We start from the raw sequence: 15,552 nt of genomic DNA on the forward strand, positions 1-15,552 counted from the left end.
CCTAGTTTTTAATATTTCTTGTTGCAGAAGGTAGCATTACCGTTAAGCCATCCATCTCTTTAGTAATAATAATCTGACATCCAAGACGCGAAGTTTTTGTTAATCCAAAAGCTAAATCAAGCATATCTTCTTCCTCTTCTTTCGGCTTTTTCAGTTTAGGATACCAATCATCATCTACTACCACATGGCAAGTGGAACATGCTAGCGAACCTTCACAAGCACCTTCTAGATCTATTTTATTCTTGTGAGCAACCTCCAACAGTGAAAGTCCTTCTATACCTTCGACCTCAATTTTATTGTCATTTTGATCAATAAAAAATATTTTTATCATATAATTTTTGATATTTTTCCTAATATTACTTAAATAACATATTGATGGATTGCTTGCTAGATGATTATTTTTGAAGGATTTTTAGGAAGAATCACGCGGAAAACCGGATAATATTTCAATATATTTGAGAATCCCGCGACGATTATGACGCAAAAATCGTCAAAAAGAATTATCTAACAAGCAATCCATTACAATTATATTCTTATATTCTTGACTTGGCCATCAATAAATAATATTATTTCTTATAGTTTAAAAATAATGCAAGTTAAAATTTATGTTTGCAATCGTTGAAAGTGGCGGTAAGCAATACCAAGTTGCTGAAGGTTCCCTATTAAAAGTAGAAAAGTTACCTACCCCTAAAAAAGGTAAAAAAATAGAATTTGGATCTGTACTAATGTTATCAGATGCTGATGGTAAAGTGCAGGTTGGCAAGCCAACAGTTGAAGGAGCAAAAGTTGTTGGTGAAATTGTAGCACAAGACAGACATCCAAAAATTATAGTATTTAAGAAAAAACGTCGTCACAATTACAGACGTAAAAACGGACATCGTCAGGCTTTCACATTAGTTAAAGTTGTGAGCATTAACAGTTAACAGAATTTGGAATAGAATATGGCAACGAAGAAACAAGGTGGTAGTAGTAGTAATGGTAGAGACTCCGCTGGCCGCAGACTTGGTGTCAAGAGATCTGACGGCCAATTAGTATCAGCTGGATCCATTTTGATCAGACAAAGGGGCACAAAATGGCATCCTGGAAAAGGTGTTGGTTTAGGTAGAGATCATACTATTTATGCATATTGTGACGGTTTTGTAAAATTTACAAGAGGCACCAAAAACAAAGTTTTTGTAAATATTGTACCTATTGTTTACGATCCGGAGTTATTAGAAGCTTCAGAAGCTATTACAGAAAATTAAAAGTTAGAAAGATAATATGTCGAAAAGTAAAAGAAAGCGTTTTTTAGTAAAGCTTGCAAGCTCTGAAGGTTCAGGCTATTTCAAAGTGAAGGAACGTAATCCTAAGCAAGAAAAGCTATCTTTCAGGAAATACGACCCAAAATTACGTAAGCACGTTTTATTTAAAGAAGAAAAATTAAAATAATTTATGTCAGTTGTTAAAATACGTTTAGCAAGAGGAGGGTCCAAAAAAAGACCTCACTACAAAATAGTTGTTGCCAATTCAACCGCACCTCGCGATGGATCTTTCATCGAAAAAGTTGGGTATTACAATCCCCTTTTACCAAAAGACCATGAAGAACGATTCGTCCTTAAACTAGATCGCGTTCAAGAATGGCTTAAGGTAGGAGCTCAACCAACCGATAAAGTAGCAAAGTTTATTCAAACAAAAGGTGGCCAGCTACCTGAAAAAATTCAGGTCAAAATGGATAAAAAATTAGCTCAAATTAAAGCTAAAGTAAGCACCCCTAAAAAAGAAGCTGCAACGGCTACTGCAGAATAATTTCTATTAAGGAGAATCTACATCTCCTTTTCCTAGGCCGGATTAGCTCAGTGGCCAGAGCAACCGCCTTGTAAGCGGTAGGTCATCAGTTCGACTCTGATATCCGGCACCACTTTTTATTTCTTCTATCAGATCAATTACTTACAAAAGTTGCACGCGAAGAAAGATTGCAAATAAACTGAAAGAAATTTAAGCCTTAACTTTCCTCATCACTACCAGCTTTAGCCAGAGACGATCCACCTTCTTCACCTTATCTAGAGCTGAATTATTTATCAAATTAAGTTTTGTGCAAAAAGCGCCTAAAATTCATCTTATGATACTTGCTTTCGTAAAGTTTAAATGCAACAAGACCAATCACTCTAACTTCTTGAATCGAAATTGTTGATTTTCTCCATAATTAAAAACTATTGCTCGTTCTATATTTAGATCCAAAATTTACCTGATCAAAATTACTTACTACACTATTCGTAAAAAATCAAAAAGGTCCTTCACCCATCAAAGATGTATGGTCTGCTTTAAAGATTTTTGTAGGTGGCATATCTTCATTTTGCGCATCTATGTCTACTAGGTGTGGAGATAATTTGTCACTTTGATTAGCAAGTTTTTCATCTTGGAATAAAGAAAGTTTTTCATCTTTATCAAGAAAAATTAAAATATGGCTAAATAGGTCACTATTAAGAAAAGTTAAAATATGAGTAAATAATTCTTTGCGAACAATACACGTTAAATCTTTTCCTTGCCATTTGTCAGAAAATGATTGAAATATATATTTTTCTAAATCGTGCTTGTACTTCTTTAATATACTTAATTCATCAATAATCTCCTTAAATCTCCCTGTAAACTTATTATCACCCTTCAGTTTTCCTTTTTTTTCAGGCCATGAAAATAAAACATTTAAACCTTCTAACTTATCTTGCATATCAAAGGCATTTTCAATTTTTGGTTTAGATTCATTGAGTTCTTCATAAGTTTCAATCTTTGATGGCGCCCTATCCTTTAGGCCTTCTTCTAATACGCTTAATAAATCAACACTAAGTTCAGCCGCTTTTTCTCCCTCACGATTACTAGAAATATTGAAAATATTAAATACTCCTTGTGCCAAATTTTGAGATCCATTGAACTCTATATTTACTATCCGCACAATATTATCACTTATACAATTCCATACTGAAGGAGGAGCTTCTTTTAGCTGGCCTTCATAGTGACAAAGTAACGATATAATGATATCAGCGTTACACACTTTGTCATCACTTGCATCATCGGAATATCTTAGATTATTTTGCTGCTTCGCAACAAGCGCAGATACTGCCATTTCAATAGTAGTTTTACGGTGTAAATCTTTAATATCAACATCTGCTCCGTTACTTAAAAGCCATTCTACAGCTCTAAGATCACTTTGCTTCACAGCTAAATGTAAAGGGGTTAATCCATCCACCCCTCCTGGAAGATTAATATTAGCACCATTATCCTTAAACCATTTGCATATCTCTAGACTTTGATAACTATAAAGGCTACTTTGCTTCAGGGCTAAATGTAAAGGGGTTAATCCATCCAGCTCTCCTGGAAGATTAATATTAGCCCCATTATTCTTAAGCCATTTGCATAACTCTAGACTTCGATCACAATTAGGGTTATTCATATACAGATAAAAAGAATTAGCTTTCACATAACCTCCATTATCTTTAAACAGTTGCATAAGATTCAACTCCCCTCCTCTTATCGCAAGATCCATAGGCGTCTCACCTTTATGGTCTTCTACTTGCTTTGCACCATTTTCTATAAACCATTCGGCTAGTTTGAAATAATTCTTCTTTGCAATTAGGTGCAAGGCTGTAGTACCTTTATCATTTGTCGCATTAATATTAACTCTTTCTTTCACAAGCCATTGTATTACTTCCAACAATTTATCTTCTTGATTCAAATGATTTCCTAATAATAATGAATGTATGTTAGTATTATCAAATTCATCTGCAGTAGTATAATCTATATTTTTTTCGCGCTTAAGCCATTCCATTAAAGATAAATTAGCGCATAGAGCAGCTATATGCATCATACTCGGAACTCCGTTATCTAAATACCACTCTAATATATTATATTGATCATATTTTACAGCATAATATATAGGAGATTTTTTGTAATCATAATTAAAGTCATCATGGCCCGAAAAAAGCTCATCAAAGGCTTCTTTATAATAAACGTCAGCATCAAGCTCTTTAAGTTTCTGTAAGGCCCTAAGACTACCCTCCTGAGCTGCGAAATGGGCAGGAGTAATTTGGTTATCATCATGGCTCCCCTCAGATTTAGACCGAACATTTGCGTAAATCAATCTGGGATTTGGCGCACCACTAGGTATAGTAACTTGATTTATGTCATGACCTTTGTCATAAAGCCATTGTATCACATCTGGTTGATTGTACTCTGCTGCATAGTGCATGGGTCTTTTATACACACTATTAACAATCTTTGTACTATCAATTGTTGATTTTTCTAAGGTTTTTATATCTCCCTCACTTACCGCTTGAAGAAATTTAGCTGCTTCTTCTTTTAACGCATCCTCCTTCTTTTTTTTATCTCTTCCCAGTCTAAATCTGAATCATAATAATCATCATAATCATCCATAATCACTACCTTATAATACTAACTTACTAACTGTAGTTAATATTTTAATTAAATTTGTAAGTTCAAGCAAGTTCAAAATTGTTAGTAAATTTTCGCCCCTTAAGCATAAGGGTAGCAGTACTTTCATATTATAAACAATCCCCATCACTATCTAAACCCGTCAATAAAGCATAATCCTCAGCATTCCGCGAAATACCAGTATCATCTTCAAATATACCTTCTTTAGGTCGTTTTGTTGCCCTATCACATTCTGTGTCTTCTTGTACAGGTACCACTCTTGGTATAGTTCCTAATGGAATAGTATTAAAAAAACTTTCAAGCTCATCATGATTAAGGAATGAAGATATTTTTGAACACACAGCGTTATTATTACCTTGTAATTTAAAAATAGGCGTTTTGGAACCACTCTTTCCTGATAATTCTGACCACTTATCTATATTTATTTGTATAACCTTTGAGATTGGAACTTTTATTTTTTCATTAAGATTACTTATTTTGGGCAACACTTTATCTATGGAATCATCATTTAAAATACCTTCTACTTTATTTTTCATAGCTTTGCCCCTTTTATACAAGATTTCTCCTTGATATAAACTTTCAAATAACTTATTTGTTTCTTTTCCTAATGATACTTTTGTCGACGACTTATCTTCTGTATTTAATCTTTTAATTAAAATTTTTATTTCCTTGCTCATTTTTTGGATTTCTTTATCCTCTTGATCAAGGATTTTTTCTAAACTTGTCCTTGCTTCAGGCATTGTAGATAACATTTGTTTTGCAAAGTGTTGATCTTCTAGGTTTGCTGAGTGAACAAAATTAAAGAAAATATTAGCCGCAGCAAAAACGCCATCTTTAGTTTTTAGCATCAGGTCAGTTTTTTCGATAAGTGCTTTACGTAATCTAGCAGAAGATAAGTTAACTCCAGTATCTACAAGGCTATACAAATATGCCAATACAGCAGGTTCGGGACGGTAAGAATCAGTTAGTTCTTCCACAAAAGTTAAACCCTGTCTATTTTTTTCATTTAGATCAAAGCCATACTTTATAAACTCTTGTAAAAACTTTAATTTATCTATGACTTGACCAGGCTGGTGTCTATCCATCGCATGAATAATATTCGACCTTCTACCTTTTGCAAGAGATAAATCTGCACCATTTTGTAAAAAAGCTTTTGCTGATTCAAGTGAACCTACTCTGAGAGCTTCACCTAAAGGAGTGTTTTCCCTATAATCCATATGCTCTATGGGTTTAGCGCCTTTTGCAATAAGTAAGTTGATTATTTCAAAACCATGATGTCTATTATAAGCAGCTGCATTTAAAATAGAAACTCCATGATGTTTAACATTAATATCTTCAACATAATCTATTAAAAAATTTACAACTTCGTAGCTAGAACGATTTACTGCTAGAAATAATGGCGGTTCCCCATAGCCCTGGCAATTTTGGTTTATGAATTGGGGATACTTACTTAATATGTATTTTACAGCATTAAGGTTGCTATGCTCCACCGAATAGCCAAAAGCTTTAGAATAAAATCTATTGTCTTTAGCAAAGAAAAGTTTAGCTAACATTGCATAATCTTTTTCTATAGCAAATTTTAAAGGAACGCATATACCACTGTCTTGATACTGATATTGACATAGATCAAACAAATATTTTATACCCTCTTTCCACCCTTGTTCTGCTGCATAATATAAGGCTTTGTCTATTCCAGCTGCAGCACCTTTTGCCGCAAGATGCTTAATAAGATCTAAAGAGCATAAATTAGCAGCCAAAAATAAAGGAGTATCTTTTTCAGCATTTTGAGCATTAACACAAATATTGGGTACTTCCAAGAGTATCGTTACAACTTCTAACAAACCATTTTTTATAGCTAGATGCAAAGGAGAGTTTTGATTGTTATCTAAAACATTAACATTAGCTTTTTTACTTAATAAAAAATTCACCATATTCGATTTATTCTCTTTCGAAGCTAGATGTAACGCTGTGTAACCTAAAAGATTTTGTAAATCAATATTTTCTGTATTGAAGAGTAACGCAGCGGTTTGTTCATCAGCTTCTCTACAAGCAAAATGAAAAGGTGTGTTACCGTATTCATCTCTAGCATTAATAACTTCAGTGGATGGATTAGTATCTAACAGCAGCTTTAGCACTTCTCTATTGCCCGTTAGCGCAGCAATGTGAAACGCGTTTTGACCATACTTATTCTTTTCTGCAATATTAGCTCCCTGGCTCAACAAACTTGCGGCTTCCTCTAAATCATTCCTTTTTATAGCTGCGTGCAAAGGTATGTCGTCATTTGAAATTAATAGTTGATTCATATAAAGCTTAATATTTAATTATAAATTAGATTATATGGTAATTAAAAAAGAACTTAAAATATTATCTTTATTGTATAGTTTTAACTATTTTGTTTAAATCAGCATTGATCAAATTAAAGAAATAGGTGTTGTTTAGATTGATGAAATGCAGCATTACGCCCAAAAAACAAAGAAAAAGCTGAGAACATTAACTGTAATGTTAGGCATTTCTCCCTGTTATTCCAAATCACGAAAAACGATTGAACTTGTCTGTTATTTTTTATTCGAATCTCATTTGGCTATCTTTTAGTATGCAATGCCTCTTTAATATAATATCTTTTTATTGTCTACTAGTTCTGTCAAATGAGGGGAGATTTTCCATCTTAGTTGCTCTGTAAGGTGCTATATCTAATCCGCCTCTTCTTGTGTATTTTCCATACACACTTAAGAAACTACATTCAAAAGTATTTAATAAATCATGATAAACATTTTCCACACAATGCTCATGAAAGGAGCTATGATTTCGATATGATAGCAAATATTTTAATAGCCCTTTATAATCCATTTGATATCCTTCATACTCAATATAAAGGCTTGCCCAATCAGCTTGATTAGTTACTAAGCAATTGGATTTAAATAAATTAGTGTATAGCTTCTCCTTTACCCAAGTATCATGACGAGCTAAAAAAGCAGTATCTACATCTTTTTCATAATCCATTTCTATCTCTAAGCTGTCTAAACAGATGCCGTCATATTGAAAAAATTCATATCTATCATCCAAGTTCAGTAATTCCACTTCTACTTTTGAATTAGATACCGCTGATAGATCTTTAGATATTAGTTGTGCAACCTTTTCAGCACTTTCAAAACGAGTATTATTAAAAGAATTTAAATATAGTTTTAAAGATTTGGATTCGACTAAAAATTCAGAATTTGCATCGAAAATAAACCTTCCAATTTTAACGCATGCTTTTCCTTGTAGATCAAGCCATGACACTTCATATGCATACCAAATATCAACTCCTTCAAACTTTACTCCAGGTAAATTTAATCTTTGCTGGCTGCGAGCAATTGGAAATAATATTTGCGGATCGTAAAAACTTGGTGCTGAGATTTTTTTACCTAATAAAGAAGAATCCATATAATTAATTAACTAACATAAATTTAGGAGCACTTAACCACAATAATTTTGCTTCTACTATTTTATCAGGATAAATATTTTGCACCATACGCTTATAATTACGCAGCTGCTCCTGATATTTGACTGGTATTAGATCAGGCGAATCAGGAACCTTAGTATCTGTCTTATAATCAACTATAATTACCTTATCCTCCTTGATCACTAACAAATCTATTCTGCCAAAATTATAATCCATGCTACTCGCAATAACAATCTCTGCTCTTAATTTACTTTTTAATAATTCCGAAAACTCTGGATCTCCTTGAAGCCGTTTAAGGTTATTCTTCATTTTTTCAGCATAACTTTCAGGAAGTAAATCAAAAAGATTATGAGAATTTAGCAAATCAATATTCTCGCTTTGCAATGCATCTTCTAATATTTTATGTACTAATTCACCATAAATAAGAGCATTTGAAGATTCTAATGGAGAATTTCTTTCTGAATTTATTTCAGTTTTTTCCACAACATATTCTTTGTCGACTAGAAGATTCACTAATGGCAAAGTTATGGTTTTAGATGGCTGAATCATATTATCAGGTGGAATATTTTCACTTTTATAAATAAATCTCCCTTCATCTAAACTTTCCATATCATCTAATATCGATCTAAATAGTATAGAATGCCATGCCTCTGGATCCGTTTTTGAATTAGTAGAATATCCACAAACTAACAGCCTTTCTTGCGCTCTTGTCACAGCTACGTAAAGTAGTCTTAAATATTCTTTATAAGCAAGATACGTTGATGTCTGTTTTAGGTCTTTGTAAAAACTATTATGAGCAGCTGAATTGATAGAAAAAAACGGATAATCATTTTGGTCCCAAAAAAACTTATGATCACTTCTTGGCACAGAAGTTGTATCTGGCAATATTACTATCGGCGACTGCAGACCCTTTGCCCCATGGACAGTCATGATTCTAACAACATTTTGAGTTGTTAAATCTTTAGATATCTCAATCTCATACGAACTGCACCAGGATATGAACTCCTGTAAGCTATTTGACTCTTGTTCAAATTTTATGGCAAGGCCAATTAAGTGACCTATTGAATCAGCTGCACCGTATCCGTTGTGCTTAATAAAGTTTTCCAAATTATTATATCCATAGACTAAAATATGAAAAAAATCAGCAATATTAGCACTATGGGCTAAGTTAATAATCTTATCCAATTTTTCTTGAATTTCGGGATAATTTGATCCTAAATGCAAGTGAAGTTTATCTTTACGTTTGTAAATCACTTTATGTAGTTCTGCTTCATTGAAGCCAAATAATGGCGAACGCAAAAGACAAGCAAGATTTAATTCATCATCTGGGAATAGAGCAAATTTTGCAGCTGCAAGTAGGTCTTGTACCGATAGATCATCCAGTAAAAGCATTTTATCTAATCCAGATACAGGAATTTGGAGTTTTTTTAGCTCACTTACTATCTCCTGAGCCAATTCTCCTCTTTGCCTCAGTAGAATCATAAAATCACTAAAACATACCTTTTTTCCTGTAGAAAATAGAACTTTTTGCGACTTTACTAACTCATCAATATATTTTGCTATATCTCTTGCTAACCTATTCTTTGGATCACTTTTTTCTTGTTCCTGGCAAAAAACAGGCCAAAATAATTCCTCTTGCACATCAGGTAGATATACATCCCATAATTCCACTTCCCCTCCATAAGACTGGTTATGACAACCTAATTCAAAGTTATCCACATCAAATAGTTCTTTATCTACAGTTCTTATGTGTCTAAAAATTTTATTTACAGTCTCTAAGATAATATTTGAGGAGCGGTAAGAAGTTTTCAAATTTAATACCTGATTTTTCTTTTTAGCCCTAGATAAAGCTTGCATAATTTTCTGCTTTACTTCAGCAAAATATTCATAACGTGCACCCTGAAAACTGTAAATAGATTGCTTTTCATCACCCACTACAAAGATTGATTTTTCTCTTTCATCTCCAGTATCCCCTGCTATAAAATCGCTGATAAGAGCAATTATCAAATACCATTGATGCAAGTTAGTATCTTGAGCCTCATCGACCAATATATGCTCAATCCCACCGTCAAGTTTATATAAAATCCAATCCTTAAATTCAGACTTTAAAAACAAATTCTGGGTGTAATAAATAAGATCATCATAGTCCAATACTCCTCTTTGCTTCTTATACTCATCGTATTTGTCTATGAGCATTTTAGCTAAAGAATAAAAGCTACTTGATGCATGAAAAATACTTAGAGCCTTAATTTTATCCAATCCTTCATAAACCAGGTCTTGGATAGCGAACAACGTATCTTTATCTTTTTTCTGAAAACTTAGTCTTTTTTTTCTAGAACCATCTTGCGTCAAACATATTTTTTTTAACTCTTCAAATCCCATCTCTGATCCAATTATTTTGGATGCTTTTGTACAAATATCTTCAATAATTTCTTCCTCATTGATATGAGTAATATTTAAGGTACTTTTTAAATAATCTTGGTACTTGGGTAACGTTTGACACTCGCTAAAGAAATTCTTGAACTTGATTTGAGAGGCCATAATTTCTGCAAAAAGCTCATTTAACTTACTTTCATGCATCTGGGTTAGTATTAAACTGGTTGCTTCCAAAAATTTTTTATCCTTGATCAATAGTCTTTTTATATAAGAAATAATCTGCGGTCTGCTTATTTCGTCAATAATTTTAAAATTTGGTGAGATACCCGCCTCAATCGGAAATTTTTGCAGTACTTTTTGACAAAACGAGTGGATTGTATGGATATTTAAGCTCTCTTCTTTATGTAGATAATCTTGCAGAAGGGTTTTTGCACTCTTAATGTCATCAGAAGTTAGATTTGCATAACCTAAAGCTTGCAAATCTGATCTGAGTTGCGAATCACTTGCAACAGCCCAACTACTGATTTTTTGATATATCCTTTCATGCATCTCATTTGCTGCAGCATTAGTGAAAGTAAGACAAAGGATTTTACTAGGTAAGGTACCTTTTAAAAGTAGTCGAAGGAGACGATCAGTTAAAACCTTAGTTTTACCCGTACCAGCAGATGCTCGCAGCCAAACTGATTGACTTGGATCTGCCGCTTTTTGTTGCTCTAAATTATGTGAAGACATTTTTATGAGTATTAAGATGCCCTCATCTTAACACACTTTTAAACCTGTGTTAATTAATCAATATTTAATAAACTAGTTATTTTTGAGGATTTTTTAGGCACAAGCGCGCGGAAAACCGGATAATACTTCAAACGTATTTGAGGATTTGAGCACGATTGTAACGCTAAAAATACCAAAAAGAACTAGTTTTGATTCACACCTTTTAATTTTGCAGCCTCATAGTCCGCTATCAAAGCTTCAATAATTGGATTTAAAGTTCCTTGCGCCATCACATTATCAAGATTATATACAGTCAAATTGATTCTATGATCCGTAATCCTGTTTTGTGGAAAATTGTAAGTTCTTACCTTCTCTGATCTATCACCAGAGCCAACTTGCTGCTTTCTATCATCAGATCTTGCGGTATCTCTTTTTTGCTTTTCATGAGAATATACTCTAGCTCTTAGTATTTTTAAAGCTTTTTGTTTATTTTGATGCTGAGATCTCTCATCTTGCTGAGTTACGACTATACCTGTTGGTATGTGTATTGCTCTTACGGCAGAGTCCGTAGTATTTACGTGCTGACCTCCTGCGCCAGATGCACGGCAAGTTTCAATCTTAATATCCTTATCATCAAAATCTATATCGATCTCTTCTACTTCAGGAAGTACGGCAACTGTTGCAGCAGAAGTATGTACTCGACCATTTGCTTCAGTTTTTGGTACACGTTGTACGCGATGAACGCCAGACTCAAATTGCAAGTTATAAAATGCACCAGAACCTTTAATTAATAGTACAGCCTCCTTGCACCCCCCCTTCTCTGCCGTCTGACAGTTCATTATCTCTAACTTCCAACCCTTTTTTTCAGCATATCTCTGATACATCACCATAAGATCGCCGGCAAAGATTGCCGCTTCATCTCCTCCAGTTCCTGCACGAATTTCGATTATCGCATTTTTAGCCTCATCCTCATCTTTTGGAACTAAGTATTTTTTTATCTCTTCTTCTATATTCAAAATTTTTGATTTAAGCTCTTCTATTTCATCCTCTATTAGATTTGCAAGCTCTTTGTCACTTTCTTGGTCAAGCATCTGACTTAATTCAGTAATCTGAGATTTGGTTTGTTTATATTCCTGTATTTTCTCAACTATCGGAGTAAGTTCTGCTAAATCTTGCATATTTTTGACAAAATCAGGGTCTTTAATTCCTATTGCTACCTTTGATTCTAAATTCTCTTTTTTAGCAACTAAATCATCCAAATCATCTATAAAACTCTTACTTGTCATCTATCTTTAAACCTGAATTATTCCATTGATTTTCAAATTGAGCAAGACCTGCTTCTGTCAATGGATTATCTATTAATTTTTTCATAACGCTTGCCGGCATTGTAACAACATCAACCCCCATCTTAGCAGCCTCATAAACATGGTAAACATTCCTGATTGAAGCGCCTAAAATTTTAGTCTCAATGTTTTCATAATTATCAAATACACCCCTTATATCATAAAGCAAGCTCATACCATCATAACCTATATCATCAAGTCTGCCGATAAAAGGAGATACGTAATAAGCGCCTGCTTTTGCTGCCATTAAAGCTTGATTTACAGAAAAACATAAAGTCATATTTACTTTATGACCATCGGCAGCAAAGTAATTACACGCCTTTATTCCATCCCAAGTAATTGGAAGCTTTAAGACAATATTTGACGCTAGATCTAAAATACGCCTGCCCTGATCTATCATCTGATCGTAATCCCGAGAAGTTACTTCAACACTAATTGGACCCTCAAAAATATTACACAAATTTTTAATGATCTTAGAGAAAGACTGATTTTTATGCTTTGCTACTAAGCTTGGATTTGTCGTGATACCATCAACTATGCCATAAGGCAATAAACTCTCTATTTCAGCTAAGTCAGCTGTATCTAAAAAAAATTCCATTTTTAAGCTATTTTCGTTAAAATTGCATCTAATTCCATCATATCCGCAAACAAGATTTTGATCTGTCCACCCTCACCTTTTTCTTCCAAGGTTACTTTGACGCCAAGTTTGCTAGAGAGCATTTCTTCTAGCTCCGCAAAATCTCCAATCTGCTTTTTACTAGACCTTTGAAGGCGTCCAGCTTGCTTTTTTGACTTTTGTACCAATAACTCTGTTTGACGTACACTAAGACCAGCAGATATGATTTTTTCTAACATCTCTTTTACACATCTCTCTTCAAGACCTACTAAACTTTTAGCATGCCCTGGAGAAATCTGCTTATCAATTATAGCTTGCTTTACAAAACTTGGCAATGAGTTCAAACGCAAAGTGTTTGCTATGTGACTGCGGCTTTTTCCTAACAAATTCGCAATATCTTCCTGCTTATATTTAAACTCATCTATCAAACGACCATAACCTTGTGCCTCTTCAATTGGATCCAAATTCTGGCGTTGCACATTTTCTATCAAGGCTATTTCAAATTCTTGAGCAGGATCATATTTTTTTACCATTGCCGGAATTTCATTAAGACCAGCTATTTGAGATGCACGCCATCTTCTCTCACCAGCTACAATTTGATAACGGTTATCAGAAACATTTTGCACTACAATAGGTTGAATAACACCATTTGCTCTAATGGAAAGCGCAAGCTCTTCCAGAGAATCTTGAGGTATATTCTTCCGAGGTTGCTCCTTATTAGGTACTATATGCTCCAAACGCAAATATCGAAACTCGCTGTCATTTTGATTAAAGCTTACTCCAGCTTCTCCTAGCAAAGTTGCAAGGCCCTTTCCCAGACCTTTTGTTTTACTTGTCATCATTTTTTATAATTAAATATCATATTTTTATGTTATAGTTGATTATACCTCTATCAAAGTTAAAAATAAAACTTTGTTACAATAGTTAAATTCCTAACTTAATTTAAGAATTAAATAATAAAAATCGATGACTCAATACATTTGCTCTATGCAAGGGCTATCTAAAAAAATTAATGGCAAAGAAATCATAAAAGAAACATACCTATCTTTTATACCTAAAGCAAAAATTGGTATCATCGGTCCAAATGGAGCCGGTAAATCTACCTTATTAAAAATTATAGCTCAAATTGACAAAGAGTTTGATGGCGAATTTTGGATTCAAGAAGGAGTCAAAGTTGGATACTTAGCACAAGAGCCAAAGCTTGATACTAAAAAGAATGTTTTAGAAAATGTTTTAGACGGAGTTAAAGAAGTAAAAGCTCTGCTTGACGATTTCAATCACGTTAGCGAACAATTTGCATATGTTTCTGAAGAAAAGGAAATCAATGAGCTTCTAGAGAAACAAACCAAATTACAAGACCAGATAGATGCACTTGATGCATGGGATCTGGAACGCACTGCTGATATTGCTATGCAGGCTCTTCGTTGCTCGCCTGGAGATTGGTCAGTAGATAAGTTATCAGGAGGCGAAAAGCGCAGAGTTGCATTGTGCCAACTACTTCTTTCAAAGCCTGATATTTTATTATTAGACGAGCCTACGAACCACCTAGATTCAGAATCTGTATCGTGGCTTGAAAATTATTTAAAAACGTATCAGGGTATGGTTATTACAATTACCCATGATCGATATTTCCTTGATAACGTATCTGAGTGGATTTTAGAAATGGACCGTGGTTCATGCGTACCTTGGCATTGTAATTACTCAAATTGGCTTGAGAAGAAAAAGAAAAAGCTTGAACTAGAAGAAAAAGAAGAATCATCAAGACAGAAAGAATTAGCTCGCGAATTGGAATGGATCAGACAATCTCCAAAAGCCCGTCAATCAAAAAGCAAAGCAAGGATTGATAATTACCAAGAGTTACTTGCCAAACAAAAAAACAGAGTGACTGGCGCTCCTCAAATCATTATACCTAGCGGCCCGAGACTCGGAGATTTAGTAATTGAAGCAGAAAATATATCCAAAAGTTTTGAAGGAAAAGAATTACTAAAAGACTTCAGCTTTAAAGTACAACCCGGATCAATTGTAGGTATTATCGGACCTAATGGAGCTGGTAAAACAACATTGTTTAAAATGATTGCAGGACTTGAAAAACCAACTAGCGGTAAAATAAATATTGGATCTACTGTAAAAATAGGTATTATAGATCAAACTAGAGAGCATTTGGATGACAATAAAACTCTTTGGGAAGAAATATCTGGAGGCTTAGATGATATTGATGTTGGTAACGGTACCATGAAAAGCCGGGCGTATTGTGCCGCCTTTAATTTCAGAGGCCCTGATCAACAAAAGAAAATAGGACAACTATCTGGAGGTGAGCGTAATAGAGTACACATGGCAAAATTGCTTAAATCTGGAGCCAATGTTATCTTACTTGATGAGCCATCTAATGACCTTGATGTTGACACCTTAAGGGCATTAGAAGATGCTATTTTAGATTTTGTTGGTTGCGTATTTGTTATCAGCCATGATCGCTGGTTCTTAGACCGTATTGCAACACATATCATCTCTTTTGATACACCAGGGCATGCAACATGGTTCCAAGGTAATTATCAAGATTACTGTAATCATATCGGCTCAAACTCTGATGCACGAGAAGAGAAATATAAACATAAAAAATTAGTATAATAATTACATAAAATTCA

Annotated in this window: 13 protein-coding genes and 1 tRNA gene; 6 read left to right on the forward strand and 8 right to left on the reverse strand. The window is 33.9% G+C overall.

What is annotated here, in order from left to right; genetic code table 11:
• Nucleotide 1: 1 nt before the first annotated feature.
• A complete protein-coding gene (locus phytr_RS02510) occupies nucleotides 2–331 on the reverse strand; it encodes a ferredoxin family 2Fe-2S iron-sulfur cluster binding protein (RefSeq protein WP_106874321.1) in 330 nt (109 codons plus the stop codon).
• A 274-nt stretch (nucleotides 332–605) separates the two neighbouring features.
• Here phytr_RS02510 and rplU point away from each other — a divergent pair, with 274 nt between their 5' ends.
• The 5 genes from rplU to phytr_RS02535 all read left to right on the forward strand — a co-directional run bounded on the left by rplU (nucleotide 606) and on the right by phytr_RS02535 (nucleotide 1,897).
• Complete coding sequence (gene rplU / locus phytr_RS02515) at nucleotides 606–923, forward strand: 50S ribosomal protein L21 (RefSeq protein ID WP_106874322.1); 318 nt, start codon at nucleotides 606–608, stop codon at nucleotides 921–923.
• A gap of 18 nt (nucleotides 924–941) precedes the next feature.
• Entirely contained in the window at nucleotides 942–1,244 is a 303-nt protein-coding gene (gene rpmA, locus phytr_RS02520) for a 50S ribosomal protein L27 (protein ID WP_106874323.1), read from the forward strand.
• Between the two features lie 16 nt (nucleotides 1,245–1,260).
• Nucleotides 1,261–1,428 carry a 50S ribosomal protein L33 gene (gene rpmG, locus phytr_RS02525; protein ID WP_106874324.1) on the forward strand — a complete coding sequence of 56 codons (168 nt, stop codon included), beginning with the start codon at nucleotides 1,261–1,263 and terminating at the stop codon, nucleotides 1,426–1,428.
• 3 nt (nucleotides 1,429–1,431) lie between these two features.
• Nucleotides 1,432–1,785 carry a 30S ribosomal protein S16 gene (gene rpsP / locus phytr_RS02530; RefSeq protein ID WP_106874325.1) on the forward strand — a complete coding sequence of 118 codons (354 nt, stop codon included), beginning with the start codon at nucleotides 1,432–1,434 and terminating at the stop codon, nucleotides 1,783–1,785.
• 36 nt (nucleotides 1,786–1,821) lie between these two features.
• Nucleotides 1,822–1,897, forward strand: a tRNA-Thr gene (locus phytr_RS02535).
• Nucleotides 1,898–2,260: 363 nt separating this feature from the next.
• On the opposite strand, the gene phytr_RS02540 is transcribed toward phytr_RS02535, so the two are convergent.
• The 7 genes from phytr_RS02540 to phytr_RS02570 form a co-directional block, all read right to left on the reverse strand.
• Complete coding sequence (locus phytr_RS02540; protein WP_158706832.1) at nucleotides 2,261–4,234, reverse strand: ankyrin repeat domain-containing protein; 1,974 nt, start codon at nucleotides 4,232–4,234, stop codon at nucleotides 2,261–2,263.
• A gap of 298 nt (nucleotides 4,235–4,532) precedes the next feature.
• The gene (locus tag phytr_RS02545; RefSeq protein WP_106874327.1) at nucleotides 4,533–6,725 is read right to left on the reverse strand and encodes an ankyrin repeat domain-containing protein; all 2,193 of its coding nucleotides are present in this window, start codon (nucleotides 6,723–6,725) and stop codon (nucleotides 4,533–4,535) included.
• Nucleotides 6,726–7,044: 319 nt separating this feature from the next.
• The gene (gene queF / locus phytr_RS02550; protein ID WP_106874328.1) at nucleotides 7,045–7,845 is read right to left on the reverse strand and encodes an NADPH-dependent 7-cyano-7-deazaguanine reductase QueF; all 801 of its coding nucleotides are present in this window, start codon (nucleotides 7,843–7,845) and stop codon (nucleotides 7,045–7,047) included.
• Between the two features lie 4 nt (nucleotides 7,846–7,849).
• Nucleotides 7,850–10,972: a UvrD-helicase domain-containing protein gene (locus phytr_RS02555; RefSeq protein ID WP_106874329.1), complete on the reverse strand. Its 3,123-nt coding sequence runs from the start codon at nucleotides 10,970–10,972 to the stop codon at nucleotides 7,850–7,852.
• 182 nt (nucleotides 10,973–11,154) lie between these two features.
• Nucleotides 11,155–12,237, reverse strand: coding sequence for a peptide chain release factor 1 (gene prfA / locus phytr_RS02560; protein WP_106874330.1), 1,083 nt, complete (start codon nucleotides 12,235–12,237; stop codon nucleotides 11,155–11,157).
• A complete protein-coding gene (fsa, locus tag phytr_RS02565) occupies nucleotides 12,227–12,892 on the reverse strand; it encodes a fructose-6-phosphate aldolase (RefSeq protein WP_106874331.1) in 666 nt (221 codons plus the stop codon). The genes prfA and fsa overlap by 11 nt, the downstream gene beginning before the upstream one ends.
• Before the next feature lie 2 nt (nucleotides 12,893–12,894).
• A complete protein-coding gene (locus phytr_RS02570; protein ID WP_106874332.1) occupies nucleotides 12,895–13,752 on the reverse strand; it encodes a ParB/RepB/Spo0J family partition protein in 858 nt (285 codons plus the stop codon).
• Between the two features lie 124 nt (nucleotides 13,753–13,876).
• On the opposite strand from phytr_RS02570, the gene ettA reads away from it, so the two are divergent.
• Nucleotides 13,877–15,535 (forward strand): energy-dependent translational throttle protein EttA, encoded by a 1,659-nt coding sequence (ettA, locus tag phytr_RS02575; protein WP_106874333.1) that lies wholly within the window; start codon nucleotides 13,877–13,879, stop codon nucleotides 15,533–15,535.
• The last annotated feature ends 17 nt before the right edge of the window (nucleotides 15,536–15,552 follow it).

The sequence above is a fragment of the Candidatus Phycorickettsia trachydisci genome (genome assembly GCF_003015145.1).
Taxonomy (GTDB): Bacteria; Pseudomonadota; Alphaproteobacteria; order Rickettsiales; family Rickettsiaceae; genus Phycorickettsia; species Phycorickettsia trachydisci.